The 25,720-nt window shown below is 68.0% G+C and carries 20 protein-coding genes and 4 pseudogenes; 8 read left to right on the top strand and 16 right to left on the bottom strand.

From position 1 onward, the window contains the following. Positions 1–57: 57 nt before the first annotated feature. Positions 58–765 (bottom strand): hypothetical protein, encoded by a 708-nt coding sequence (locus tag ACWEKM_RS14560; protein ID WP_451621506.1) that lies wholly within the window; start codon positions 763–765, stop codon positions 58–60. A gap of 210 nt (positions 766–975) precedes the next feature. Beyond that, a pseudogene (locus tag ACWEKM_RS14555) lies at positions 976–1,392 on the bottom strand (transposase); the annotation flags it as partial. Here ACWEKM_RS14555 and ACWEKM_RS14550 point away from each other — a divergent pair. Together ACWEKM_RS14550 and ACWEKM_RS14545 are read left to right on the top strand one after the other, a co-directional pair. Then, positions 1,387–1,506: pseudogene (locus ACWEKM_RS14550) on the top strand (MmyB family transcriptional regulator); the annotation flags it as partial. The pseudogenes ACWEKM_RS14555 and ACWEKM_RS14550 sit on opposite strands and share 6 nt — an antisense overlap. 100 nt (positions 1,507–1,606) lie before the next feature. After that, positions 1,607–2,217, top strand: a pseudogene (locus ACWEKM_RS14545) (IS701 family transposase); the annotation flags it as partial. A gap of 32 nt (positions 2,218–2,249) precedes the next feature. Here ACWEKM_RS14545 and ACWEKM_RS14540 read toward each other — a convergent pair. Beyond that, positions 2,250–3,599, bottom strand: a complete 1,350-nt coding sequence (locus ACWEKM_RS14540; protein WP_451621505.1) for a lactonase family protein — start codon at positions 3,597–3,599, stop codon at positions 2,250–2,252. A gap of 709 nt (positions 3,600–4,308) precedes the next feature. On the opposite strand from ACWEKM_RS14540, the gene ACWEKM_RS14535 reads away from it, so the two are divergent. From ACWEKM_RS14535 to ACWEKM_RS14520, 4 genes are all read left to right on the top strand, one after another. Beyond that, positions 4,309–5,562 (top strand): glycosyltransferase, encoded by a 1,254-nt coding sequence (locus ACWEKM_RS14535; protein WP_451621504.1) that lies wholly within the window; start codon positions 4,309–4,311, stop codon positions 5,560–5,562. Positions 5,563–5,610: 48 nt separating this feature from the next. After that, positions 5,611–7,905: an ArnT family glycosyltransferase gene (locus tag ACWEKM_RS14530; RefSeq protein WP_451621503.1), complete on the top strand. Its 2,295-nt coding sequence runs from the start codon at positions 5,611–5,613 to the stop codon at positions 7,903–7,905. 30 nt (positions 7,906–7,935) lie between these two features. Further along, positions 7,936–8,685, top strand: coding sequence for a response regulator transcription factor (locus ACWEKM_RS14525; RefSeq protein WP_451621502.1), 750 nt, complete (start codon positions 7,936–7,938; stop codon positions 8,683–8,685). An 83-nt stretch (positions 8,686–8,768) separates the two neighbouring features. Beyond that, positions 8,769–10,211: a sensor histidine kinase gene (locus tag ACWEKM_RS14520; RefSeq protein WP_451621523.1), complete on the top strand. Its 1,443-nt coding sequence runs from the start codon at positions 8,769–8,771 to the stop codon at positions 10,209–10,211. 216 nt (positions 10,212–10,427) lie between these two features. Here ACWEKM_RS14520 and ACWEKM_RS14515 read toward each other — a convergent pair. The 6 genes and pseudogenes from ACWEKM_RS14515 to ACWEKM_RS14490 form a co-directional block, all read right to left on the bottom strand. Then, positions 10,428–11,314 (bottom strand): annotated as a pseudogene (locus ACWEKM_RS14515) (IS630 family transposase); the annotation flags it as partial. Positions 11,315–11,586: 272 nt separating this feature from the next. Beyond that, entirely contained in the window at positions 11,587–12,945 is a 1,359-nt protein-coding gene (locus tag ACWEKM_RS14510; protein WP_451621522.1) for an LLM class flavin-dependent oxidoreductase, read from the bottom strand. A 40-nt stretch (positions 12,946–12,985) separates the two neighbouring features. Next, complete coding sequence (locus tag ACWEKM_RS14505) at positions 12,986–13,822, bottom strand: carbohydrate ABC transporter permease (RefSeq protein WP_451621501.1); 837 nt, start codon at positions 13,820–13,822, stop codon at positions 12,986–12,988. After that, the gene (locus ACWEKM_RS14500; RefSeq protein ID WP_451621500.1) at positions 13,819–14,706 is read right to left on the bottom strand and encodes a carbohydrate ABC transporter permease; all 888 of its coding nucleotides are present in this window, start codon (positions 14,704–14,706) and stop codon (positions 13,819–13,821) included. The genes ACWEKM_RS14505 and ACWEKM_RS14500 overlap by 4 nt, the downstream gene beginning before the upstream one ends. After that, the gene (locus ACWEKM_RS14495; protein ID WP_451621499.1) at positions 14,703–15,986 is read right to left on the bottom strand and encodes an ABC transporter substrate-binding protein; all 1,284 of its coding nucleotides are present in this window, start codon (positions 15,984–15,986) and stop codon (positions 14,703–14,705) included. The genes ACWEKM_RS14500 and ACWEKM_RS14495 overlap by 4 nt, the downstream gene beginning before the upstream one ends. A 618-nt stretch (positions 15,987–16,604) precedes the next feature. Further along, the gene (locus ACWEKM_RS14490) at positions 16,605–16,913 is read right to left on the bottom strand and encodes a hypothetical protein (protein WP_451621498.1); all 309 of its coding nucleotides are present in this window, start codon (positions 16,911–16,913) and stop codon (positions 16,605–16,607) included. On the opposite strand from ACWEKM_RS14490, the gene ACWEKM_RS14485 reads away from it, so the two are divergent. Both ACWEKM_RS14485 and ACWEKM_RS14480 read left to right on the top strand, forming a co-directional pair. Next, positions 16,912–18,240, top strand: coding sequence for an LLM class flavin-dependent oxidoreductase (locus ACWEKM_RS14485; protein ID WP_451621497.1), 1,329 nt, complete (start codon positions 16,912–16,914; stop codon positions 18,238–18,240). The genes ACWEKM_RS14490 and ACWEKM_RS14485 overlap by 2 nt on opposite strands. 87 nt (positions 18,241–18,327) lie before the next feature. After that, entirely contained in the window at positions 18,328–18,834 is a 507-nt protein-coding gene (locus ACWEKM_RS14480) for an FAS1-like dehydratase domain-containing protein (RefSeq protein ID WP_451621496.1), read from the top strand. A 188-nt stretch (positions 18,835–19,022) separates the two neighbouring features. On the opposite strand, the gene ACWEKM_RS14475 is transcribed toward ACWEKM_RS14480, so the two are convergent. The 7 genes from ACWEKM_RS14475 to ACWEKM_RS14445 all read right to left on the bottom strand — a co-directional run bounded on the left by ACWEKM_RS14475 (position 19,023) and on the right by ACWEKM_RS14445 (position 25,661). Beyond that, positions 19,023–20,204, bottom strand: coding sequence for an amidohydrolase family protein (locus tag ACWEKM_RS14475; RefSeq protein WP_451621495.1), 1,182 nt, complete (start codon positions 20,202–20,204; stop codon positions 19,023–19,025). After that, positions 20,201–20,788, bottom strand: a complete 588-nt coding sequence (locus tag ACWEKM_RS14470) for an ABC transporter ATP-binding protein (protein WP_451621521.1) — start codon at positions 20,786–20,788, stop codon at positions 20,201–20,203. Before ACWEKM_RS14470 ends, ACWEKM_RS14475 begins: the two co-directional genes overlap by 4 nt. An 88-nt stretch (positions 20,789–20,876) precedes the next feature. Next, positions 20,877–21,605, bottom strand: a complete 729-nt coding sequence (locus tag ACWEKM_RS14465) for an ABC transporter ATP-binding protein (protein WP_451621494.1) — start codon at positions 21,603–21,605, stop codon at positions 20,877–20,879. Next, positions 21,602–22,624 carry a branched-chain amino acid ABC transporter permease gene (locus ACWEKM_RS14460; RefSeq protein ID WP_451621493.1) on the bottom strand — a complete coding sequence of 341 codons (1,023 nt, stop codon included), beginning with the start codon at positions 22,622–22,624 and terminating at the stop codon, positions 21,602–21,604. The genes ACWEKM_RS14465 and ACWEKM_RS14460 overlap by 4 nt, the downstream gene beginning before the upstream one ends. Then, positions 22,621–23,502 (bottom strand): branched-chain amino acid ABC transporter permease, encoded by an 882-nt coding sequence (locus ACWEKM_RS14455; RefSeq protein WP_451621492.1) that lies wholly within the window; start codon positions 23,500–23,502, stop codon positions 22,621–22,623. Before ACWEKM_RS14455 ends, ACWEKM_RS14460 begins: the two co-directional genes overlap by 4 nt. Before the next feature lie 8 nt (positions 23,503–23,510). After that, positions 23,511–24,758: an ABC transporter substrate-binding protein gene (locus ACWEKM_RS14450; protein ID WP_451621491.1), complete on the bottom strand. Its 1,248-nt coding sequence runs from the start codon at positions 24,756–24,758 to the stop codon at positions 23,511–23,513. 87 nt (positions 24,759–24,845) lie between these two features. Continuing rightward, positions 24,846–25,661 (bottom strand): YmdB family metallophosphoesterase, encoded by an 816-nt coding sequence (locus tag ACWEKM_RS14445; RefSeq protein ID WP_451621490.1) that lies wholly within the window; start codon positions 25,659–25,661, stop codon positions 24,846–24,848. Positions 25,662–25,720: the final 59 nt, after the last annotated feature.

Here is a 25,720-nt window from a genome sequence, read left to right as displayed (position 1 = left end):
CCGTACCGCACAAGCACACTGGCGACGAGCTTGGCACGGGAGCGGGCGGAGCCCTCGTCAAGACATTCGCGCGGCGACGGTGCGTGCAGCCTGGGACAACGCCTTCTCGGTCCAGATCGTCTTGCGCTTCTCGGCGGCCGCCCGATTCTCGGCGGGCTTCGCGTCCACACCTGGGTCCTTCACCAGGCCCTCAGCCCAACTGGAACCGCCGAGTTCGAAGAGGTAGGGCCCCTGGTGGCAGTACGCCGCGTCCCGGGCCACGCCGCTGACGCGGTAGCAGCCCTCGGCGCCCCAGGTAGCGGCGAGATCGGTGAAGTCCTTCTCCTTGGTCTTGTCCTGCTTGTCCTCGTCGTACTTCTTGGCGATCAGTGCCGGATCGGCCACTGCGGTCACCGTGACGGTGATGTGGCTGTTGGCGTAGTCGCCACCGCCGCTGCCAGGCAGGTTGAAGCCGAACTCGCAGCCGCCGCGCGGGACATCACCGGTGGTTCCGGGGTCTGGTTCGACGAGGGGATTGAAGTTGAGGATGCTCACCTTGACCGGCTTGCGCTCGAAGGACTTCGCCTGCGGCAGGAATGCCTGGATCTCCCCGTCCGTCAGCAGTTTGCAGCCGTCGGGCCACTGGCTCAACCGCACCGAGGCGTTCGGCGGCGCCTGGATACCGAGCTTGTCCCCCGCGGGCTTGGCCGCGCCGAACTCGACCGGCGGCGGAGGCGAGTCCTCACTGCATCCGGCCAGCAGCGCCGCGCCCGCCACTGCCGTCACACAAAGCACCGCTGCCCTGCTCCGTCGCCCTGCTCGACGCGGTCCGTCGTTTCCATGCATCGCTCTCCCCGTTTTCCTTCTCTGTCAAGGCAGTTGTTGCCGCACCTGGGTATCCGGCGCGCATCGCGGCTTCGGCACTGCGGAACCGGCGGCAACGACCGTACTATGCGGCAGGAGCGGCTCGGCCTCCCCAGGGTGGGCGACTTCCATCTGTCTGGACACCTCCGCCCCATAGATCTCGGTGAGCTGCGCGGAGATCTCTCCGTGGGTGATGCCCTTCGCCGAGAGCGACAGCACCAGCCCGTCGACGCCGGTCAGGCGGCGCTGCCGCATTCTGGCCATCTGCGGTTCGAAGGTGCCGGCGGTGTCGTGGGGCACCCTCACCTCCACCGGCCCCACGACACCGCCGGTCAGCACGGTCCTGGCCCGGGTGCCGTTGCGGCTGTTGCCGTTGTTCTTCCCGGCCGGATCGTGCTTCTCATAGCCGACGCGGGCGGTGATGATGAGCCCGAGGTGATCTCGACGAGTTCGACGAGCGGCGCGGCGTGTTCGGGCCCGTCGGCCTGGCCTCCCCGAGGTCCGCGCTGCACTCGCCGACCGGGACTCATCGGAGAGCTCAGCATGCACAGCGCGGACTTCACCCGACTGTGGTCGGGCAACGACGTCTGCTTCTGCGGGGTGATGACGCTGGGTCTACGGCATCCCGCCGTAGGCCCGCTGACCGTCACGCAGCAGTCGCTCACCCGCGCACAGAGCGACGACCAGAACCTCATCGCCGGCACGGCCGATCCTGCGTCGGCCCCGCGCTGTCCCTCCTTGCGAAGTACGCCGCTCCATCACGGTGGCCCGCCCGGCCGAAGTGCCGACCGGCGTAGGCAAGTTCCGCGCCGATGCCCTGGCGCGGAAGGTGCCGAAGCGGGCCTGGCACAAGCTCTCGGCCGGGCACGGCGCGAAGGGACAGCGGTTCTACGACTGCCGTCATCGACCTCGCCGAGGCAGCCGGGCCGCCACCAGTTGCTGATCCGCCGCAACCGCAGCACCGGTGAACTCGCCTACTACCGCTGTTACTCCACCACGCCGGTATCCCTGGCCACCCTGGTCGAGGTCGCGGGTTCCAGATGGCGGGTGGAGGAGACCTTCCAAACTGAGAAGGGACTGGCCGGGCTGGATGAGCACCAGGTCCGCCGCTACCCCTCGTGGGCCCGCTGGGTCACCCTCGCGATGCTGGGCCATGCCTTCCTCGCCGTCGTCCGCGCCGACGAACACGCGCACCGGCCCACGCCAGACGACCTGATCCCGCTGTCCTGCAACGAGATCTGCCACCTGTTCATCGCGCTCGTGGTCCGGTCCGTTTGCGACGCGGACCACCGGCTTGACTGGTTCGACTGGTGCCGCCACCAGGCACGACCACGCACCAGTCACTACCGGCGGCAATCCGCATCCCAGACATGAAGATCACGACCTACAGCTGGAGTACCAACGGGTCAAAGCGACGCGAAACCAATTACCGCTGCGCGGGGCACCGTGGTTGTTGCGACGTGACTCATCTTGCCGGTCTTGCCGTCCAGGGCGAACGTGGTCACGTTGTTCGAGTCCATGTTGCAGGCGAAAAGGAACTTGCCGGACGGCTCGATATTGAACTCGCGCTGCATTTTCCCTCCGGTCTCGACCTCGTCCACAAATTTCAAGCGACCCGTACCCTGGTCGAACGCAAAGACTGAAATTGTGTCGTTCCCGCCCTGGGAGCTCCTTACCCGGCGCGTGGAGGCGTAGACGAACCGGCCGTTCGGGTGCACACGTACGTCCGCTGGCGAAGGACCGTCGTACTCGAAGACGCTGCCTTCGTTCTTGCCCGGCGACGGATTGTCGGCCGAGACGCCGATCGTTTGAATGTGCCGGACGCCGCCGGTCTTTTCATTCAGTTGAAAGGCGGAGATGGATGGGGACCATTCGTTGGTGACGAAGAAGAAGGGAGCCTTCGGATGTGTCGCAACGTGCCTGGGCCCCGATCCCGCCTCGACCGGGAACGCCTGTCCCGCCAGTCGGCGAGCGTTGGGACCGTATGGGTAGACATAGATGTGGTCGTAGCCGTTGTCCGTCGCGATGAGCCAATGTTCTGTGCTGTCGAGTGCAATGCCGTGGCATGCTGGTCCGTTTTGAACCATGGAGTCTGCCCCCAGATCCTCGGGCCGCAGCTCTTCGCTCCCAGGCGCCATCCCTTCGGTAAAGGTGGCAACGTCCAAGGGCTGTCCGATCGACCCGTCCGTGCCAAGAGGGAACAGCGCGACGGTGGCATCGTCTGTAGGCCGCTCGATGGCCCACACGCCACGCTTTTTCACGATCAGCGTGACCCTGCTGATCGCCCCGCGATTGCTTGCGACCAGCCTGCCGTTCGTACTGTCGACCAGCACGCCCGACGGATTGGAACCCATGGAATGCACGGTCTTGAGGTGCTGTAGCGATCCATCTTTGGAGTCGATGGCGAAAGCGTAAACTCCACCGCCGTAACCGGGTATGCCGTCCTGCGCTGTCGTGCGATTGGTGCCGTATACGAAGCGTCCATCGAGCGAAGTGCAAATGCCGTCGCAATTCATATCCGCGAATTCCGACCCGGTCTCGCTCACCGGCTCCAGTGATCCGTCGGCCATGTTGACGCGAAAGGTCTTGATACCGCCGCCGGTGGATCCCCCGTTCCATCCTTCGGTTCCGAAGCCGACATAGGCGAAAAGACTTCGGTCGGCCGCGCGTGCAGAGGAAGGGGAAGCGAGGAAGGTAGACCCCAGGGTAATTCCGGAGCCCTGAACGAAGGTGCGTCGCGATATCAGGTTACTCATGCCGCGACCTCCATGTGAACCCCACCACAAGTCGTTCCCCGGCGTACGCCGTTTTCGTACATTTCATCCTCTCCTTGAATTTCTCTGCCTGGCCTGCTACCGGTTTCGTAGTCAGGCGGCGAGGCCGAACATGGCACCCATGGGCCCCATGGCACCCATGCGTGCTCGGGCGAGAGCCGTGAGCGACGTTCCACGGGTCACCGCCTTCTCGAAACGAGATCGTTTCTTTCCGATGACCATGCCATAGGGTCTGCGCCCGCAACCACACTGCTTGAGATATTGATCAGAAACTCATTGGGTTCTCATCCAGGATGTGGCCGGGATGACTTCGGCGAAGAACGTCGCTCAGAGCAGGAAGAGGGACGTGCCGTGCCCGACCGAGCACGTCATCCCGCTGCGGCAGCGGCCGTATACCGCAAACGCGGTATGCGGCCGTCGCCGGGGCGGTCGCACAGCGTTCTCTCGGCCGGTTCTCGGGCCGCTTACCTCGTCCTCCCAGTTTCCCTCGCAACGATCGGTGCTGTTCCCGGCCGCCCGTCGGCGGACGGATTGACAGCGGACTCCCCGTCAGTTCCCAGCTTTCTCCCCGTGTTTCCCCTGCCGCACAGGCCAGAGTCGACCAGTGCGCCGCCAGGACGCGGGTGTGCACGGGAGCCGCCCCCACCGATCCCCATCACTCGAGGAATCCATGACGCAGACAATCAGTGGCTTGCGTACGGCTCGAAATTTCCAGCCGCCGACGCCGGCGGACGCCACGGACTCGGCCGCGACGCGTACACCGACCGTCGAGATCGTCATCCCGGTCCACAACGAGGAACGCGCGCTGCCCGGCTGCCTCCGTACCTTGCACGCCCGGCTTCGCGACGAGTTGCCGTACCCCTGGCGGATCACCGTGGCCGACAACGCCAGCGTCGACGGGACCCTCGCCGTGGCCCGGGAACTCTCCGGCGAACTGCCCGGCGTCGGTGTCGTCCACCTCGAACGCAAGGGGCGTGGCCTCGCGCTGCGCACCGTCTGGAGTACGAGCGACGCCGAGATAGTCGCCTATATGGACGTCGACCTGTCCACCGGCCTCGACGGGCTGCTGCCGCTGATCGCCCCGCTCGCCAGCGGCCACTCCGACCTCGCCATCGGCAGCCGCCTCGCCTCCGGCGCCCGCACCGTGCGCGGTCCGCGCCGGGAGCTGATCTCCCGCTGCTACAACGCCCTGATCCGGCTCACCCACGGTGCCCGCTTCAGCGATGCCCAGTGCGGGTTCAAGGCTGCCCGCACCGAGGTGCTGCGTCCGCTGTTGTCGAAGACCGAGGACGACGCCTGGTTCTTCGACACCGAACTGCTGCTGCTCGCCGAGCACAACGGGCTGCGTATCCACGAGGTGCCCGTCGACTGGGTGGAGGACGTAGACACCCGGGTGGACGTGGTCGGCACCGCAACCGACGACCTCAAGGGCCTGTGGCGGATGGCCCGGCTCAAGGCGTCCGGTGCGGCCCGCGTCCCCGTTCCGGCCCGCCCGCGACCGGCCGCCGAGCATCCCGACGCGGTCCTGGCCCCGGACCCGGCCCGCTCCCAACTCGCCTGGCAGATCACCTGCTTCGTCGTCATCGGCATCGCCTCGACCGTCGGACAGGCCCTGCTGTACTGGCTGCTGCGTGGCTGGTGGCCGCCCGCCGCGGCCAACTTCGTCTCCCTGCTGGTGCTCACGCTCCTCAACACCGAAGCCAATCGCCGACTCACTTTCCGCTACGTCGCGGACGGCGTCGGCGCCGGTCGCGCCCATCTGGGCGCGGGTGCGCTGTTCGTCGTCGGCTACGTCATCACCTCGGCGGCCGTCCTGGTCTTCCGCGATGCCGTGCCGGACGCGTCGGCGGCGGCCGAGACCCTGGTGCTGGCCGTCTCCTCGGTCCTGGTGACCGTCATCCGCTTCCTGGTGCTGCGCCTTGCCGTGTTCCGCCGCGCGTCCTGAACCCCCTCCCTGAGACCTGAGACCTGAGACCTGAGAGCGAATCTTCCCGTGACTCACACCACCGAGGCACCTTCGGGCACCGCCACGCGCCTTCCTGGTATCAGCCGCGCCTTGCCGCCCTGGGCGGCCCCCGCCGCGCTGGGCGTGATCCTGCTGCTGGCCGCGCTGCTGTACGGGTGGGCGCTCGACTCCCTCGGCTGGGGCAACAGCTACTACTCGGCCGCTGTGAAGTCGATGGGCCAGGGCTGGACGAACTTCCTGTTCGGTTCCTTCGACCCGGCCGGAGTGATCACGGTCGACAAGCCCCCGGCCGCGCTCTGGCCGCAGGTGATCAGCAGCAAGATCTTCGGTCTGCATGGGTGGGCACTGCTCCTGCCCCAACTGGTGGAGGGAGTCGCCGCCGTCTTCGTACTGCACCGCACGGTACGGCGCTGGGCGGGCGAGGGCGCGGCGCTCCTTGCCGCCCTCGTGATGACCCTGACCCCGATCACCGTGGCGATCAACCGGGACAACAACCCCGACACATTGCTGGTGCTCTTCCTGGTCACCGCCGCGTACGCGCTGACGCGCGCTCTGCAGTCCGAGTCGACCCGGCACGGCACGTGGTGGCTGTGCGCGAGCGGATTCCTGATCGGTTGCGGCTTCCTCACCAAGATGATGGCGGCCTGGATGGTGCTGCCGGCGCTCGCCGCGGCCTGGCTGGTCGGCGCGGGCGGTACCTGGCTGTCACGTGTCGGGCGTCTGCTGATCGGCGGTGCCGTGTGTGCCGTCTCCTCGTTGTGGTGGGTGGCGATGGTCGCCTGGTGGCCGGGCGACCGGCCCTACATCGGCGGCAGCACCGACGGCGGCGCCTGGAACCTGGTGACCGGTTACAACGGGCTCGGCAGGATCTTCGGTACGAGCGCGGGCAGCGGCGGCATGGGCAACATCGGCGGTGCCTTCGGCGGTGAGGCGGGGCTGCTGCGGCTGTTCAACGACCAGGTGGCCGGGCAGATCAGCTGGCTGCTGCCGGTGAGTGCCGTGGCGCTGATCGTCGCCGCGGCCCAGGTGGTGCTGCGTCGACGCGGCAGCGACTCGGCGGGCGAGGCGTCGGCGGGCTCGGGGTGGGTGCTGTGGGGGACCTGGCTGCTGGTGTGCGGCCTGGTGTTCTCCACGCAGGAAGGTACGTTCCACCCGTACTACACGACCCAACTCACCCCAGCCATCGCCGCGTTGTCGGCCGGCCTTGTCGCCGCACTGGCGCGGGCGCACCGGGCCGGGGCGCGCTGGGCACTGCCGGTGGGTGCCGGGACCGTGCTGCTGACCGTGACCTGGGCGGCAGTAGTGATGCGGCGGGTTCCGTCCTGGCACGGGTGGCTGGCCTGGGTGGTGTCGGCATGGGGGCTGGTCGCTGCGGGGCTGCTGGCCGCCGCGGTGTTGAAGCCGCGGCTGGCGGTGGCTGCCCTCGGCGGTGCGGTACCGGCGATCCTGCTCGCACCGTGCGCATGGGCCGTGAGCGTGCCGAGCGGATCCGGATCGGCGATGGGCGGAGCGAATCCGACGGCCGGACCCGTGACGATGTCCTTCGGCTCCGGGCGTGTACCGGGAGGCAGCGGCGGCGGCAGCCTGCCCGAGGGCTTTGAGATGCCGGGAGGCAATGGGGGCGGCAGCCTGCCCGAGGGCTTTGAGATGCCGGGAGGCAATGGGGGCGGCAGCCTGCCCGAAGGCTTTGAGATGCCGGGACGCAAGGGAGGAGGCAGCCTGCCGGAAGGCAGCGGCGGCAGCGGCGGCCCGGGAACGGGCTCAGGTGGGAGCGGCGCTCCGGGGTCGGGCTCGGGTGGCACGATGCCCTCGTTCCCGGGAAACGGCGGTGGCTCGGGCGGCTTCAGCGGCCGTCCGGGCGGGTTCGGTGGAGCGGACCGGGGCACCACCCTCGGCTCCGATCAGCGCAAGATCCTCACCTACGCCACTGAGCACTCGAAAGGTGCCCGTATCACCCTCGCTGTCGACGGGGGAGCCATGGGAGCGGCTGCCTACATCCTGAACAGTGATGCCACCGTGATCGGCATGGGCGGCTTCCTCGGCAGCGACAACGCACCCTCCGTGCTGCAACTGGACACATGGACCAAGAGCGGAGACCTGCGCTACGTACTCGGTTCGTCCGGCGGCGGCATGGGTGCCCGGATGGGCGGCGAGAACAGTGCGGTCGCCGAGCGCTCGCAGTGGATCAGCGAGAACTGCACCGAGGTACCCGCCAAGGAGTACGGCGGCAGCTCCGACGGCAGCGGCTCTGCCGCCGGCGGCATGATGGGCGGTATGAGTACGACCTTGTACGACTGCGCCGCCAAGACCCGGACCAAGTAGCGGCCTCGGCAGAACGGACCACACAGCACCATGCCCGACCCGGCCGCCGCGCCCGCTCCGTGCCGCCTCCTGGTGGTCGAGGACGATCCCAGCATCCGCATGCTGCTGGAGTCGGCGCTGCGGCTGTCCGGCTACGAGGTCTTCGGCTCCGCCACCGGCCAGGACGCACTGCGGGACATGGAGCACTGCCGTCCGGACCTCGTGCTCCTCGACATCATGCTGCCCGACCTGGACGGCCTTGAGGTCACCCGCAGGCTGCGCGCGGTCGGCGTCCGGACACCGGTACTGTTCCTGACGGCGCGCGGTGAGCTCGCCGACCGCATCGCGGGACTGAGCGCGGGTGGCGACGACTACGTGACCAAGCCGTTCAGCATCGAGGAGGTGCTGCTGCGCATCCGCGCCATCCTGCGCCGGACCTACCCGGAGCACCTGTCCGGCCCGGACGGTGCCCGCAGCGGGATCCTGCGCTTCGCCGACCTGGAACTGGACGAGAACGCCCACGAGGTGCACCGGGCCGGCGAGTATGTCCCGCTGTCGCCGACCGAGTTCAACCTGCTCACCTACTTCCTGGAGAACCCCAACCGGGTGCTGAGCAAGACCAAGATCCTCAACCAGGTGTGGGGGTACGACTTCGCGGGCGACAGCCGCATCGTCGAGACGTACATCAAATACCTGCGCCGCAAGATCGACCGCTTCGACCCGCCCCTGCTGCACACCGTGCGCGGTGTCGGCTACTGCCTGCGGCTGCCCCAGGGCCACACGGCAGGAGCCGATCGGTGATCCGCCGCCGGTGGACGCTGCGCCCCCGCTCGCTGCGCGGGCGGCTCGTTTGGGGCGTGACCCTGCTGGCCGCGGCCGCGGTCATGACAGCGCAGGCCATCGGGGTCGCGGGGATGCACTCCTGGCTGCTGAACCGAGTCGACCAGCAGCTTACGGAGTTCGCGCTCCCCGACCGGGCCTTCACACAGCAACTCGAACCGGCCCTCCGACCCGTACCGGACTCCAACACCCTTCCCTCGGACTTCCGGGTCACCTTCTACAGCGCCAAGGGCGACAAGCAGGGCACCCTCGGCGGAGGAAGCAAGCCGGGCCCGAAGCTCCCGCGGTCCACCGGCAAGCTGCATCTGACGCGCGGACAGGAGACCACCGTTCCCGCCGAGTCCGGGGACGGCCAATGGCGGGTCCTGTGGCGGGAAGCCCCGACGCCCAACACCACATACGTGGTCGCCCTGCCCCTCGACACCGTGGAGGGGGCCTTGTCGAAACAACTCGCACTCAACGCCATCGTCCTGGCCGCAGCCGTGGTCGGTCTGATCGCCCTCGGCCGCACGGTGGTCCGCCTCGGCCTCCTGCCACTGACCCGTATGGAGCACACCGCCCAGGGCATCACCGCCGGGGACCTCGGCCTGCGGCTGCCCGACACCGACCCGCGCACCGAGACCGGCCGCCTGGGTACCGTACTCAACGACATGCTCGACCGCCTCCAACAGGCCCTGCGGCAGAGGGAGTTCTCGGAGGCCCGGTTGCGTCGCTTCGTCGCCGACGCCGGACACGAACTGCGTACGCCCCTCACCACCATCCAGGGGTTTGCCCAGCTCGCCCTGCGCCACCCGGACCGCCCCGCCGAACAGCGCCGGGAGGCCGACGAACAGATCGCCCGCAATGCCGAGCGCATGAACCTTCTCGTCGACGACCTGCTGCTGCTTGCCAAGCTCGACCAGCAGCCCGCCTACCGCAGCGACCCGGTCGACCTGTTGTCGCTCGCGGCCGACGCGGTGAGCGTGGCGGCCGTCCGCGCGAACGGTGAGCACCGCATGACGCTCAGCCCGCTCCACGCGACGACCGAGGACGCCGAACTGGAGGTCGTGGAGACCGTGGGCGATCCCGATCGCCTGCTCCAGGTCGTCAACAACCTCCTGTCCAACGCCCTCGTTCACACGCCTCCGGGCACCCCGGTCGACGTACGTGTCGGCACCGCCCGGGCAGGAGCGGCCGCCGGCGGCACCGACCGGCCCGGCCGCACCAGCGCCTCCCCACCCCTCGCCGAATCCACGCCGATCGACGTGATCGAGGTCGCCGACCAAGGGCCCGGACTTTCGCCCGAGGAGGCCGAGCGGGTCTTCGAGCGCTTCTACCGGGTCGACCCCTCCCGCTCCCGCGACCGAGGCGGCAGTGGCCTCGGCCTCGCCATCGCGTCGGCGATCGCTCAGGGCCACCGCGGTCGCGTGGAGCTGGACACCGCCCCGGGCGAGGGCTGCACCTTCCGGCTGGTCCTCCCATGGGCCGACGGCGTCCGGCACGTCTGAGAAAGCTGCTCGGGTACGGGGATTCGCCGACGTCATAGATGTCGCCGCCCACGAGCCGGTCCTCCGGTACGGGTTCATGCACCCCGTGGACGAGGAAATGCCGGGTGACGAGTGGGCGGGGCCGTAGGATCTGCCGTTGCATGGCCACTGCACACACAAGAGTCTGACCCCACGTCACCAACGCAGGGCCAGAACCAAAGAGTTTCAGTGATCTGCGGAAGCGTAGGTCGGGGTGAAGCCAGCTCGACCTTGTTCTTCTTCGCCCAGCGGCGGATGTCCGCGCCGGTGTGGGCGGAGAGGTTGTCCAGGATGATGTGGATCGGGGCGCCGCCGAGTCGGGCGGCGCGGATCGACTTGAGCGCGGCCAGGGTGTTGGCGGTGCCCTTGCGACGTCGGTTGACGCCCCACAGGCGGTCGTCGCCCACGGAGTAGCAGCCGTGGAAGTAGGTGACGCCGTGGGTGCGGCGGTAGGTCGCCGGCGGCCGGTCTGGCTTGCCCTGTTCCGCCCAGCAGGAACCCGCGGTGGGCCGGATCCCCAGGGGCCCCAACTCGTCGAAGGCGAAGACCCGGTCCGGGAAGCGGTCCAGCACCTGCTCAGTCCGGTCGAGCTTGACGTCGCGATCAGGGTCGGGCGACTCCTTCCAGGTCTTGGTGCGCTGGAAGGTGCCGCCGCGGCGCCGGAGCAGGCACCGTAAGGCTTCACGGCCGATGCGGATGACGCGGCCGTGCACTTTCCGCAGGCAGGCGGCGAGTTTGCGGATCGACCAGCGGGTGAAGGGCTGGCCGAGCCTGGTGGGGCGAGTGGTGGCCGTCCGGATGACGAAGTCCTCGTCCTCACGGCTGAGTAGGCGGGGACGGCCTCCCGCCCGCTGAGGGTCCAGGCAGGCCAGGACGGTCTCGTTGAAGCGGTGGATCACATCGCGCACGGTGTCCTCGTCGGCCTGGACCAGCTGGGCGATCACCGGCACCCGGTTCCCGCCCGCCGAGGCGAGCAGCATCATCGCGCGCCGGTAGCGCACCGAACTCGTGCTGCCCCTGCGCATGATCTGCTGCAGCTTCTGCCCCTCCTGGGTCAGTCTGCGTACACGGACAGGCTCGGCCACCGGGCCTCCAGCGATCGGATCGGACGTCGCCGCACATCCAACCGCCACGACCGCCAACCCGGTGAACCTATGCGGTCACAGCACTAGCCAGCGCGGGGGTGGCCCTCCAGTACGTCGGGCTCGCTCAGGCGGATGCGGCGAGCGGCATGTGGCCCGTGGCCGCCAGCCGCCTGACCGCCGTCCCTCTGCTGTTGCCGGGTGCCGTACAGCAGCTCCCCCAACCACTGCGAGTGCCGACACCGCCTTCCACCACGCCGTCAGCCGGCGTCGCGTCACGGCGACGGAACCTCCCGGAAAGCCGCGGCGGGATGGGTGTCGGCCACCCGGTCTCCGGCGCCGAGCAGGCGGCGGCGGTGGCTGCCCGGCTCGTACGCGGTGCGGTACAGGCCCCGGCGTTGCAGGATCGGGACGACGGACTCGATGAACTCGGTGAAGTCGTCAGGAGTGACGAACTCGTGCAGGTTGAAGCCGTCCACCCCGGTCGTCTCCGCGATCCGGCTGATGCCGTCGGCGATTTGGGCGGGTGTGCCGACCACCGTCTCCGAGTACGGACTGAGGTCGGTCAGGCGGCGAACGACATCCTCCACCCGGTCGGGGGCCTGCTTCTCCCGGGTGAACCGGGCGGCCTCCGACTGGGAGTGCTCGCCCGGGGCGGGGCTGAGCCGTTCCTGCCCGGAGGCGGTGGACAGGTCGATGCCGCTGGCCCCGCCGAAGCCGGCCAGGGCGCCTTCGCGTGACTGGGAACGCCGCACCAGGTCCGCCTTGTGCTGCGCCTCCTCCTCGGTCCGGCCGATGACCACCGACAGGTCGGTGACCACACGCAGGTCGTCGCGACGGCGCCCCGCGGCCTCGGCGGCGTCACGGATCGCGGTGACCGCCGCGGCCAGGGCGTCGGGGTTGGTGCCGTTCACGAAGACGGCTTCGGCATGGCGGCCGGCGAACGCACGCCCCCGCTCGGAGGCCCCGGCCTGGTAGATCACCGGGGTGCGCTGCGGCGACGGCGGCACCAGCGAGGGGCCCTGCACGTCGAACAACTGCCCGTGGTGGTCGATGCGCCGGACCTTGGCCGGGTCGGCGTAGACGGTGTTCTCCTTGTCGTAGAGCACCGCGTCGTCGAGCCAACTCCCCTCCCAGAGCTTGTAGGAGACCTCCAGGAACTCCTCGGCCCGGGCGTAGCGCACCGCGTGCCCCGGCATCTCGGAGAGGCCGAAGTTGCGGGCGGCGTTCGGCAGGTAGGACGTCACGACGTTCCAGCCGATACGGCCACCGGTGAGGTGGTCGAGACTCGCGAACCGACGCGCGTGGGCGAACGGGTGCTCGTAGGTGGTCGAGACGGTGACGGCGAACCCGAGGTGCCGGGTCACGGCGGCCATGGCCGGGATGACGGTCACCGGGTCCAGCAGCGGGAAGTCGACGGCGCCCCGGACCGCGGGGTCGGGGGACTGCCGATAGACGTCGTAGACCCCGAGCACGTCCGCGAAGAACACCGCGTCGAACAGGCCCTCCTCGAACAGGCGGGCGCGGTCCAGCCAGAATGCGAGGTCGGTGAAACCTTCCCGTCGGCTACGGGGGTGGGTCCAGGTGCCGTGCGCGTAGTAGCCGACGCCGGTCATCTCGAATGCGTTGAAGATCAGGGGGCGGTCGCGTTCCGGAATGGTCTGCTCCTTGAGATTATCGAATACCGCTGGTGGCGGACGAGGCGATGAGCCGGCGCTGGGTGAACAGCAGCAGGACCGCCGGAATGACGATGAGGACGAGGACCTCGGCGAACGCCTGCTGCGTATGGGACGAAAGAGGTCCGAAGTTCGACGCGATCGCCACGCTCGCCGTGGCGTTGTCGTTGTCGGAGATGATCAGGAGCGGCCACAGGTAGGAGTCCCACTGCGACACGAAGAGGATCATTCCGGAACCGATCAGCGCCGGGCGGCACAGGGGGAGATAAAGGTGCCAGAACCGCCGCAGGTGTCCGGCGCCGTCCATGTACTGCGCCTCGGCCAGCTCCGGCGGAACACCCAGGAATGCCTGGCGCAGGTTGAACACCGCCAGCCCGTTGCCGAGCGCGGGCAGGATCAGCGCGGGCAGCCCGCCCGAGAGGCCGAGGTCGGAGAAGACCGACACCAGCGGGACCGCCAGCGTCTCGAACGGCAGCAGGAAGCTGCCGACCACCACCGCGAACAGCACCTTGGAGAGCCGGGTCCGCACCGCGACGAACCCGTACGCGGCGAGCGACGACACGACCAGCCCGCCCACGACGGTGCCGACCGCCGCCGCGAGTGAGATGCCGACGGCGCGCAGGTAGCCGTCCTCGATCGCCGACCGGAAACCGTCCAGCGAGAAGGACCGGGGGATCAGGGTGTCGAGGACCGACGTACTGCTGAGCGCCTCGGTCGGGTCCCGGAACGCCGCGACGACCAGCCACCAGATCGGGATGAGGAAGACGAACCCGCTGAGCGCGCCGAGCGCGGTCAGGCCGAGCCGCCGTACCCGGGTCTGCGCGTCGGCCGTCATTCCCGCTCCCCGAGCAGGGCGAACTGCACGGCGACCGTAGTGCCGAGCAGCACCAGCAGCACCACCATCTGGGCCATGGCCTGCTGTTGGTTGGAGTAGACCGTCGCGGTGCGGACGGTGTCGAACATCAGGGTCGATGTCGCCTCCGAGGGGCCGCCCTTGGTGAGCACCTGGATCGGGGCGTAGATCTGGAACACCCAGACCGTGTTGGCGACCAGGACGAAGAGCAGCGGCCGGCGCAGCAGCGGCAGAACCACGGAGCGGAACTCCCGCCACGGTGTCGCCCCGTCCACCCGCGCGGCGTCGAGGACCTCACGTGGGATGTCCAGGAGGCCGGCGATGAGGAAGACCATCCAGTAGCCGACACCGCCCCAGGCGGTGATCAACGCGATCGTCGGCAGGGCCTGCGCAGCGGAGCTGTAGAAGCCCTGAGCGGGCAGACCGAACGCCTCCAGGGTCTTGTTGACCACTCCGGTGGGCTTCAGCGCCACCCCCCACATGACCGTCAGCCCCAGGCTGGGGATGGCGCTGGGCAGGAACGCCACGGTGCGCCACAGCCCCCGCATGGGCATCGTGCGGGTGTAGAGCCAGGCCAGGTAGAGCGAGCCCACCACGATAACGGGACTCGCCAGGACGACGAACCACACCGTCACGCCGAGCACGTGCCAGAACGCGGCGCTGGTGAACAGCTGCCGGAAGTTGGCCCACCCCACGAAGGACCACGAGTCGCCGTCGAACGGATCGACCTTCTCGAACGACGCGAACAGCGAGAGACCCTCGGGAGCGAGTCTGGTGAGGACCAGCACGGCCAGGGCCGGACCGGTGAAAGCCAGCAGCACACCGGTGCGGGCCCCGCGTCGGACCTGGTGGGTGCGACTGCTCACCTGTACTTCTCCAGGGCCGCGTCCGCCGTCGACTGCGCCGACTTGAGGGTCCCCGCGACGTCCTCACCGTTGCTGATGGACAGCAGCGCCGAGGTCAGCGCCGAATTCACCTCGTTCCAGCCGACGGTGGACACCCGCTTCCTGGCGATGCCGTGAGACAGCTGGTAGTTCACGATTCTCTGGGCGTCGGCCGCGCGCGGGTCCTGGAACGCCTCCTGCTGCCAGTACAGCTTCTTGCCCTCGTTGTTGGCCGGCGGCGAGCTGGTGTCGGCATTGTAGGCAGCCGCTCCGGGCCCCTTGAACACCATCGCCTTGATGAACGTCAGGGCCGCGTCCTCGTTCTTCGACCCCTTGTAGAGGCCCAGGGCCACGCCGCCGGCGTTCGAGACGGCCTTGCCTGCGGCGAACCGGGGCATCGGTGCGATCCCGTAGTCCAGGTTCTTGTTCTTGTTCAGCTCGGCGATGTCCCAGTCGCCGCCGATGTGGAACGCGGACTTCCCCGAGGCGAACAGGCTCGTGTAGACGCTGTTGGCATCACCCTGGGGGCTGACCTTGTCCTTGTAGAGGTCGGCGTACCAGCTGAACGCCTTCACCGCCGCTTCGCTGTCCAGGTTCGGGGTCAGGTTGTGCGAGCCCTCGGCTCCGTACCCGCCACCGAGTCCCTGGGAAAGGAACCACTGGTAGTACCAGCTGGCGATGCGCTCCCAGGTGACGCCGTACTCCGCGCCGGACTTCTGTGCCTTCTTCGCGGCCGCGGTGATCTGCTCCCATGTCGCGGGCTTCGAAGGGTCGGACGACGGCAGCGAGGCACCCGCCTTTTTGAGGAGTTTCTTGTTGTAGAAGAGAAATGAACTGTCCGACTGCTCCGGCGCGTTGTAGAGCTTTCCGTCGACCGTCGAAGCGGCAAGCGAAGCATCATCCAGCGCGCCGACTTCACTCTTGAAGACCGGGGTGATGTCGCGCAGGTAGCCGGCCGCCACGTAACGGGCCGTCAAGTGCTGATCGACGGTGATGACATCAACATTGCCGGACTTCAGACGAGAAGGCAGCACAGTCTCGAAGTCGGCGAACGGAACCGACTCGTACTTGATCTTGATGTTGGGGTATTCGGCCTCGAACTTCTTGATGGTCGAGCCGATCTGCACATTGGTATTGGCCGCGTCCAGCCAGGTCACCGTAACCTTATGATCCGGATTCACCAACTCGGAATACGACGGCAGCGCGGATTCGGACGAGGAGTCCTTGGAGTCACTTGAGCAGCCGGCCACGGATGCGATCACACCTGTGACGACAACTATTGCCGTCGCCCGGAAAACACTTCTTGGCAGCTGATTCGACATCGAGCCTCCCAGAGATAGCGGATGTTAAGTCCGGACCGGATCGTAGATCCCGATCAGACCGATAACTGAAGTGGTCTCACCATCTGGAATGCGCGACAGTCGGCCGTCGGTCACTCTTGGGAAACGCGAGATGTGGCGGTGATAACACGGGGAACGCGGCGCACACGCGGGTCAAATGCCCCCGGCCGACGAACAGGTGAGGATCCCCCGGCCAATGGGCAGGCAAAAGCCCGACGCTAGCGACAGAGCGTGCTGTCGAGCCTCTTGAAGTCCACATGCCGGCGTCGCACCAGCGGAATGCCCTTAACCATGACCATGAAGCTAACCGCCCACAATTGATCACGTCAACATACGCCGAGTCGGTCGTTAATTTCTTAACAATGGCGCAACATCACACCTCTTGGTAACCGTTCGACTCCGGAGCGTCATGAAGGTGCCGAAATAAAGGAAAGCGTGCCGAAATAGACGAAGAAGAGGTTTGTCGGGCGGCATGCTCCGCGCGCCCTCGTCGCGTCGTGCGGCCGCCGTCGAGGCCAGGACCGCCCTCGACGTCACCGTTCAGGCCGAGATATTGTCGATCTGCTCGCCGACCTGCGCGAGCAGGCGGGCCCAGCCCTCGTCGGGGTCTGCCACGACCTCGGCTCCGCAGCCGGGACCGACGACCGTGTCGCCGCGCCGTGCCAGGGTGAGCTGGCCGAGACCGGCGCGGCCCGCGAAGTCGTCGACCACCCCGCGCACGCTTGCGGCCGCGCCCGCCCGGGGCCGCCGTCCCACGCCGTGGGCGGCACCCGCCGACCGGGCCGGGTGCGAGGCCCGCCGCGTCCTTGCCCTGCTGTACGCCTGACGAATCGCAGAGAGGACCCCCATGTCCCGCACGCTCCACCTCGCCCTGCACCCGTACGGTGTCGGCGGCCCCGCCCAGCACGGTCTGTGGAAGGACCCGCGCATCGCGAAGAACATCAGTACCGACATCCGCTACTACATCCGGCAGGCGCAGGCAGCCGAACACGGCCTCTTCGACGCCCTGTTCACGGCCGACAGCCAATTCGTCAGCGCCGGCTTCCCGTCGCACTACCTCAACCGGCTGGAACCGCTGACCATGCTGTCGGCCGTCGCCACCCACACCCGGCACCTCGGCCTGGTCGCCACGGCGAGTTCGACGTACAACTCGCCCTTCAACCTCGCGCGCCGGTTCGCCTCCCTGGACCACATCAGCGGGGGCCGCGCTGGCTGGAACGTCGTCACGGGCGTCGACAGCGGGACCTCCCGCAACTTCGGGCTTGACGAGCACCTCGACTACACCACCCGTTACAGCCGCGCCCTGGAGTGCGTCGAGGTCGCCCGCGGACTGTGGGACTCCTACGAGGACGACGCCTTCCCGGCCGACGTGGAGCGCGACATCTTCCTCGACCCGTCCAAGCTGCACCAACTCAACCACGAGGGCGAGCACTTCAAGGTGGCGGGCCCGCTCAACATCTCGCGCTCCCCGCAGGGTCAGCCGGTCATCTTCCAGGCCGGAGTGTCCGAGGAGGGCCGCGACCTGGCCGCCCGGGTCGCCGAGGGTGTCTACGCGCCGGGCGACACCTCACTGGAGCAGGCTCAGGAGTACTACGCGGACGTCAAGAGGCGCGCCGTGTCCTACAGCCGCAATCCCGAGCACATCAAGATCTTCATCCATGGCGATCCCATCGTCGCCGCCACCGACGAAGCCGCCCTGCGCCGCGAGCGGGAGATCTTCGAGGAGGACCACGACTTCGACCGCAGCCTCGCCCTCCTGGGCCGCTCCTTCGGCGCCTACGACTTCAGCACGCACGACCTGGACGCCCCGTTCCCGGACGTCGCCCACCTCGCCGAGAAGGGCGGCCGCACCGGCGCTGTCAAGCTCATCGCCCGCGCCAAGGCCCAGAACCTCACCCTGCGTCAGGTTGTGGAAACCGTCTCGGAGCTGCGCCGTTCGCCGTTCGTCGGCGCGCCGCAGACGGTGGCCGACGCCATCGAGCGGTGGTTCGACGCCAAGGCATTCGACGGGATCATCCTCGCGTTCCGCGTCGAGGCCGAGCTCAACCTGTTCGTGGACGGCGTCGTCCCGATCCTGCAGAAGCGAGGCATGTTCCGTACCGAATACACGGCGGACACCCTGCGCGGCAACCTCGGCCTGCCGGTCCCCGCCAACCGCTGGACCACGGGTACCTGAGTCAAGCGGGCCCCGGTGAACCTCCCGTCCGGTGGAGAAGCTCAACTCGTACGGGCCACCGAAAGCCCGCCCCGCCCTGCAGCCCACGTGAAGTCCTGGCATCCCGAACCGGTCACCGACGAGGACACCCTGCCACCAGGTCCGACGGCTGCCCTGTCGGCGCTTCGGGACCTGTCCGACACCGCTGCCAGGTCCGGCGACCCACTGCCGCCGCTGTGGCAGTGGCTGTACTTTCTGCACGGGGCGCCTCAGCAAGCCCTTGGCTCTGACGGGCAACTATGCGATGCCTGCTTCCTGCCGCCCATCCCCGACCGGCGGCGGATGTTCGCCGGCGGACGCTGCGAGATCACCGAGCCTCTGCGGCTCGGTGATCCGGCCCAGCGCGTCAGCAGCCTGGCCGCGGTCGCCCCCAAGCGGGGCCGCAGCGGCGTGCTGCTGTTCGTCACCGAACGCCTGGAGTTCCAGCAGAACGGCCGCACGTGTCTGGTCGAGGAACACGACATCGTCTACCGGTCGGGCGACGGCTCCACACCCCGGCATCCGGCCACGAACCGGGTCGATGCCCACAAGTGCGGGTCATCGGCACGGCGTTGACGGCAACGGTCCAGGAACGGTACGAACGCGTCCGGGGCCTGTCGGCGCTGTTGCGGGACCCCGGCGCTGTTGAAGGCGTCGGCGCACACGTGGTGACCGGCGCACACGTGGTAACTCGTACCCGGAGCAGATGCACCGGACCGTCGATACAGGCGACACACCCCCGTGATTCCGTGGAGTTGGGGCCATCATGTGCTGGTTGCGATCCGCCCGTGCTGAATGACTGCTCTGACTCGTGCGGTGGCGGTGATGTCTTCGAGTGGATTTCCGTCGAGGGCGATGAAATCGGCTGTCATGCCGGGGCTGAGGCGGCCGCGCGTTGCGGTGAGGTTGAGGGCGGAGGCTCCGGTGACGGTGGCGGCCCGAAGCGCTTCGGCCGGGGAGAGGCCCGCGTCGACCAGGAGCTTGAGTTCGGTGGCGAGGGCGCCGTGTGGTTGCCCCGGGACCCCGGCGTCCGTCCCGGCGGCGATGGCCACATTGTGTTGCAGTGCAAGGTGTACGGCGTGGCGGGCGCGGTCGTAGGTCTCGTGTGCGGTGGCACGCATCTGGCTGCTGAAGCCGAGTTCGTCGGCCTTGGTCGTATACGAGTGGTAGGTCGACAGGGTGGGCACGAAGACCGTGCCGCTCAAGGCCATTTTCTCGGCTTGATCGGGTTCGAGATGAGCGCCGTGCTCGACGGTATCGACGCCGGCGGCGAGCGCGTTGGTGATGGCGGCGGCCCCGTAGGCGTGAGCGGCGATCGTCTTCCCGGCGCGGTGCGCTGCACGCGCTCCTGCGCGCAGTTCCTCGATCTCGAACTGGGGGACGCGAGGATCCTCGTCCATCCCGAACAGCCCCTCTGACGCCATGATCTTGATGACGCCCGCGCCGGCGGAGAGTTCGGTGCGGACCGCTTTCGTCACCGCCCATGGGCCGTCGGCCTGGACGCCGAGGTAGTGTGCGTGGCCGCCGGTCATCGCGATGAGGTTGCCGCTGGCGACGATTTCAGGTGCGGTGATGATGCCCAGCCGCCCGGCGGCCGCGAGATGGAGTGCGGTGCCGCGTCGGGAACCGAGGTCCCGGACCGCCATGACACCGGCCCGTAGGTGCGCGGCTGCGTTGGCGACGCCACGCAGGAGGGACAACTCGTCGCTCTCCTGGTTACTGATCTCGTTGGGTACCGCGAGGCCACTCCAGGTGAGATGGACATGGGAGTCGATCAGACCCGGTACGACGGTGTACGGGCGCAGGTCGTGGACTTCGCCGCTGTTCCTGGTCGTGCTGTCGAGGCCGACGATCAGGCCATCGTCGGTGTGGATGACCACCTCGTCCGTTGTGGTGCCGGTGACGACATCGACGATGCCGACCGTGATGAAGCTGACCGTACTCATGAGGCGCTTACCCCCGCGGTCTCGGGCACCTGCTGTTCCGGCTCAAGACGCCCCGAGGTGAGTAGCAGTGTGCGGTCGGCAATATCGGTGAGTATCCGTGTGCGTTGCTCGGCGAGAAGGATGGCGACTCCCCACTCTTGCTGAACGGTGCGTAGGTGCCTGAAGGTGTTGCGGGTGATGATGGGCGCGAGTCCGAGTGAGGGCTCGTCGAGCATGAGGATGCGTGGACGTGCCATGAGTGCGCGGCCGATGGCGAGCATCTGCTGTTCGCCGCCGCTGAGAGTCCCGGCGCGTTGTGTGGCGCGTTCCTGAAGCCGGGGGAACAGGGCGAGGACTCGTTCCATCGTGTCCTTGCGTTGTCGCCGGGGCAGGGTGGTTGCCCCGACGGTGAGGTTGTCGAGGACGCTGAGGGAGGCGAACACGCGGCGTCCTTCGGGGACGTGTCCCAGGCCGGATCGAGCGATCTGGTCCGGGCGGGCACGGGCCGGGTCGTGCCCGAGAATCGAGACACGGCCGCGGTGATGTGGGAGCAGGCCGCTGATCGTGCGCAGCAGAGTGGTTTTGCCGGCGCCGTTGTTGCCCACGATCGCGACGAATTCTGCTGTGTCGACGGTCAGATTCAGGTCGGTCAGAACCTGGCGGGTGCCTCGGCGTACTGAGAGGCCGTCGATATCAAGCAATGGGTTCTCCGAGGTAGGTGGCTCGTACCGCGGGTTGTGCCTGGACGTCGAGGCTGTTGCCCTCGGCCAGGATGCGTCCGTCGGAGAAGACGATGACGCGATCGGTGAGCCGGTCGATGATCTCCATGATGTGTTCCACGACGATCAGGGCCAGTCCCGTGCCACGCAGGTCGGCAAGCACCCTCAGAATCTGGGACCACTCGTGGTCGGCCAGCCCGGACATCATCTCGTCGAGCATGAGCAGACGGGGCTCGTTGGCCAGGGCGCGGGCGATCGCGACGAGCTTTTGGTGCCCGAGGGACAGCGCTGCCACGGGGCTCGCGGCGAGGTGAGCCAATCCGACGTGGTCAAGGAGCTGCTGTGCCCGCAACCGGGCGGTCCGGCGGGAGCGGTGTCGGGTGGCCGCGGCAACGGTCACGTTTTCAAGGGCGCTCAGCGACTTGAACAACTGTACGTGCTGGAAGGTGCGGCTGATCCCCAGCTGGGCGATGCGGTGGCTGGCCAGGCCCTGAATCGGTCGGCCGTCGAAGACGATCGTGCCGGCGGTGGGGCGGACGGTTCCGGCGATGGCTCCGAAGGCCGTGCTCTTGCCGGCGCCGTTCGGCCCGATCAGCCCGAGGAATTCCCCGCGCCGCACATCGAAGTTTACGCCGTCGAGGGCTCGGAGGCCGTCGTACCGGACGACAAGACCGCGGACCTCAAGGAGCGGTTGTCTGGTCATGTCAGGCCATTCCTTGCGGGTCGGGCCGTTCGCTTCGAGGCGCCGAGGCGTTGGCCGAGGTGCCGGAGGACGGACCGGAGCAGGTGGACGACTCCCTTGGGCTCGATGGTCTGCAGGGCCAGGACGAGCACTCCGAACACGATGAGTCCGAGCCCTGCGGGGACTCCGGAGAATGCCGGGTTGAGGGCCTGCTGCACCGAGATGAGCACGAAGGCGCCGAGAACGGGCCCCCACAATGTGCCGAGTCCGCCGAACAGCGCGGGCATGGCGATCGCAACAGCGGTCATGGAGCCGAAGGCGCTCGCCGGGTCGATGTACGCGGTGTACTGCATGTAAGCGACGCCGACAAGGCTGGTCAACGCGGCGCTCACCAGCAGTGAGACGGTTCGGAGCCGGGCCACGGCAATCCCGGACGCGGCTGCCGCGGCGGGATCGTCGCGCACCGCGCGCAGCCGTAGGCCGAAGTTGCTGCGCGTCACCGCGGCGAACAACCCGAGGAAGGCGGTGAGCAAGGTGAGTGCGACGTAGTAGTGCCCGAGCGGATTCCCGAACCGCAGATCTGCCGGTGCCGATGGGCCGACGGTGAGGGAGACGCCCGCGGCGCCGCCGGTGAGGTCACTGGCCCAGGTCGCAATGGATTCGAGGGCGAGTGTGGCGACAAAGCTGACCAGCACGAAGTACACCCCGCCGAGTCGCACAGAAGGCAGGGCGAGGGCGAGGGCGGCCACCACGGCGATGGTCAGCGCGACCGGGACCGCGGCCCACACGTTCCAGCCGAGGTCCTGCCGGAGCAGCGCAGTGGCATAGGCGCCGAGCCCGAAGAAGATCGAGTGGCCGAACGACAGTTGGCCACCGAGCCCGGCCGTGAGGTTGAACGCGCCGGCAGCGGCCGCGTAGAGCAGCGCGACTATGGCGATGGCGAGGATGCCGCTGTCGGGGATGAGCCAGAACGGGAGGGATCCGATCGCCATGACGAAGCCGGTGATCTGTGTCGCGGGGGATTTGAGCAGGTCAGTCATGCGAGTCCCTTCAGCCCGAAGAGTCCGTGCGGTCGCACCAGCAGGACGGCGATGAACACGACGTAGACTCCCAGGTTGGCGATTTCCGGGGACAGGTAGGTCGCGGTGATCTGCTGGGTGATGCCGATCAGGGGCGCGGCGACCACTGCACCGAGGACATTGCGCATCCCGCCGAGGACGACCGCGACGAACGCGATCGTCATGAAGGACAGGCCGGAGGCCGGTGCGGCGGGGAAGTAGCTGCTGATCACGCTTCCGGCGAAACCGGTCAGCCCAAGCCCTGCCGCGAACACGAGGGGAAGCAGACGTCCCGAACGGACGCCGAGCAGGGTGACGACCTCTTGGTCATCGACCATGGCGCTGATGACCCGCCCCAACGGTGTGGACCGCAGAGTGATCAGCAGTAGCCCGAGAACGGTCACGGCCAGGCAGAACGCGATGAGTTGGGCGCGGTCGATACTGAAGGGTCCGACCATGAGGACCTGACCCGCTCCCGGGGTCGTGCGCTGGTCGGGCCCGAACCCCAGCAGCAACGCGTTCTGGATCACGATGCCCAGGGCGAAGGTAACGGCGAGTTGGGGCACATGGCGTGAGTCGCTGGTGTCCTGCGGGCGGTCGACCACTCGGCGCAGCGAGGCCGTGTAGATCAGGAGTCCGAACAGGGCCACCACGATCGCGGCCACGGGGGCGGACAGAATGGGACCTATGCCGACCCCTCCGAGGACCACCGCGACATACATTCCCACCGTGACGAAGTCGCCGTGGGCGAAGTCGACGATGTTGGTGACACCGAAACTGAGGGCCAAGCCGGCGCTGACAAGGCTGTACACACCGCCAAGGAGCAGGCCGCTCAGCACCGTCTGAACGAGGATGGTCATCGTCGCCCTCAGCCGGTCGGGGTTACCGTGGCCACCGAAGTCGGCCAGACCGTGCGCGGCCGGCCGTTCTGCCACTGGATCATGATCGGCACGACCGCGGAGTTGGCGCCGGCGGCGTTGAATTCGACCCGTCCGGGCGGCATCGACGAGGCGGGCCCGCTGGTCGCCGGTGTGGCGCGCAGAGCCTTGGCGATTGCTGCGGGGGCGCTGCTGCGGGCGTTCTCCATCGCCGCGGCGGCCAAGTGCACCGCGACCCACGACTCTCCGGCCTCGTTCGGCATGAACGGCTCGTGGTACTGCGAGCGGTAGCGGGCCGTGGCCTGCTCGACGCCGGGCAGTTTGAGATCGTCGCTCCACGAGGAGATGGCGAGGATACCGTTCGCCCGGTCCCCGAGGCCCTCCTTGAGCCCCTTGCCGAGGAAGCCTGTTCCGCCGCTGCCGACGATCGGTGTCGTGATGCCGCGGTTGCGCAGGTTCTTCACGATCAAGGTGAGATCGCCGACGGCACCGGCCCCGAAGATGACGTCCGGCTTGGCCGCGGCGAGCGAGGTGACAATGGCTGAGGCATCGGTCAGACCGGGCGAGTATGCCTCGAACGCGGCCACCGACAGCCCGCGCTTGTCCGCCTCGGCTCGCAAGGCGTCCGACTGGGCCTTCGACGCTGCGTCGTTCGAGGTGAAGATCGCGACCTTGGTCGGCGCCGGGCCGCGAGAGGCGGCGACATCGAGATAGGCCCGCAGGGCAGCGGGGCCCGTGGCACTGGTGTTCGCCGGGATCTTGAATGTGTACTGGTATTTGCGCGTGACCAACTGATCGATCAGCGACTGCGTCACGAACGGCACCTTCGACTGCTCGGCGACCGTCGAGGCGGTCAGCGACATACTGCTCAGGAAGCTCCCCACCACGGCACTGACATGGTCGGTGTCGATCAGTTTCGTGGTGGCGGTCCGAGCCTGGCTCGGATCGGTCGAGCCCGTGTCCGCCGACACGATGTCCAGTCGCGCTCCGCCGAGGGCTTTGATGCCGCCACTTGCGTTGATTTCCTTGACGGCCACCTCCATGCCGCGCAACGCGTTGCGGCCGTTCTCCGCCCACGTCCCGGTAAGGGGGTAAGGGGCACCGATCTTGATGATGCCACCGGGGGACGTGGAGGCGTTCTGGTCTTTGAGGGCAACACCCGGTCCACAGGCCGCGCAGACCAGTGCGATCAGCGCGGCCAAGAGGACCGGGATGCCACGGCGGCCGGAGATGGCCATGAGTGTTTCACCTTTCGGTCGGACAAATGTCGGTTCGAGAGAGGCGTGCGGTGCGGGTTCCGAAACCCGTTGATCGGCAGGCCAGGGTCAGAAGACGCGTTTCAATTCCGTGGTACGGCCGTCTTCGATGGTCAGGACCACGGCACCGAGCGTCATCGGGCCGGTGGCGAGCTCATAGCGGGGCAGTGTCGCCGGATCGTCCCCCTGCAAGCCGGCGACCCAGTGGAGCGGATCGATCCCGGTGACACCGCCCAGGCGTCCGGTCATGCCGACGTCCGTGACCAATGCGGTGCCGCCCGGCAGTCGGTGCAGGTGATGGGTGGCCTCATGGGTATGGGTCCCAAGGACAGCGGCGGCGGTGCCGTCCACAGCGTGGGCGAATGCCTGCTTTTCGCTGACGACGAGCCCGTGAAGGTCCACGAGCACCGCCCCGGACTTGTGCGCGGCGCGCCATGCGGGCCAAAGCGGCTGAACGCCGTCGGGAGAGGCGAGCCACCGCTGGAACAAGGGCTTCGGCTCGACGACCGCCGAGCGGCTCATGAGGTTCAGCACGGTCAGTTGCTCGCCGTGAACGTCGATCGTGATGCCACCCCGGCCTGGGACTCCACCAGGCATGTTGGCCGGCCGGAGGACCCTGGGGTGGGCAAGGGCGGCCTCCACCGCCTTCATCTCTCCGTCCCACGCATGGTTACCGCTCGTGATCACGTCGACCCCGGCGTCGCACAGCCGGTCGGCCAGCGTCGCGGTCATGCCGAAGCCGGTGCGGATCTGAGGACCGCTCTGCTCGGCGTTCTCCGCGTTCACGACGACCGCGTCGGCTCCCACCTCCGCACGCAGCGAGGGCATCCGTTCGACCACGTAATCGGCTGCCTCTGGACCGACGACATCGCCCAGGAACAACACCTTCACCTGGCACCTCCTGATCGCTTTGAAGGTTTTGCCTGGTCAGTTATACTTGTGTA

This window comes from Streptomyces sp. NPDC004752 (assembly GCF_053601275.1).
The sequence above is the reverse complement of the archived record's forward strand: the minus strand, read 5'-3'. Positions and strand labels throughout refer to the sequence as shown.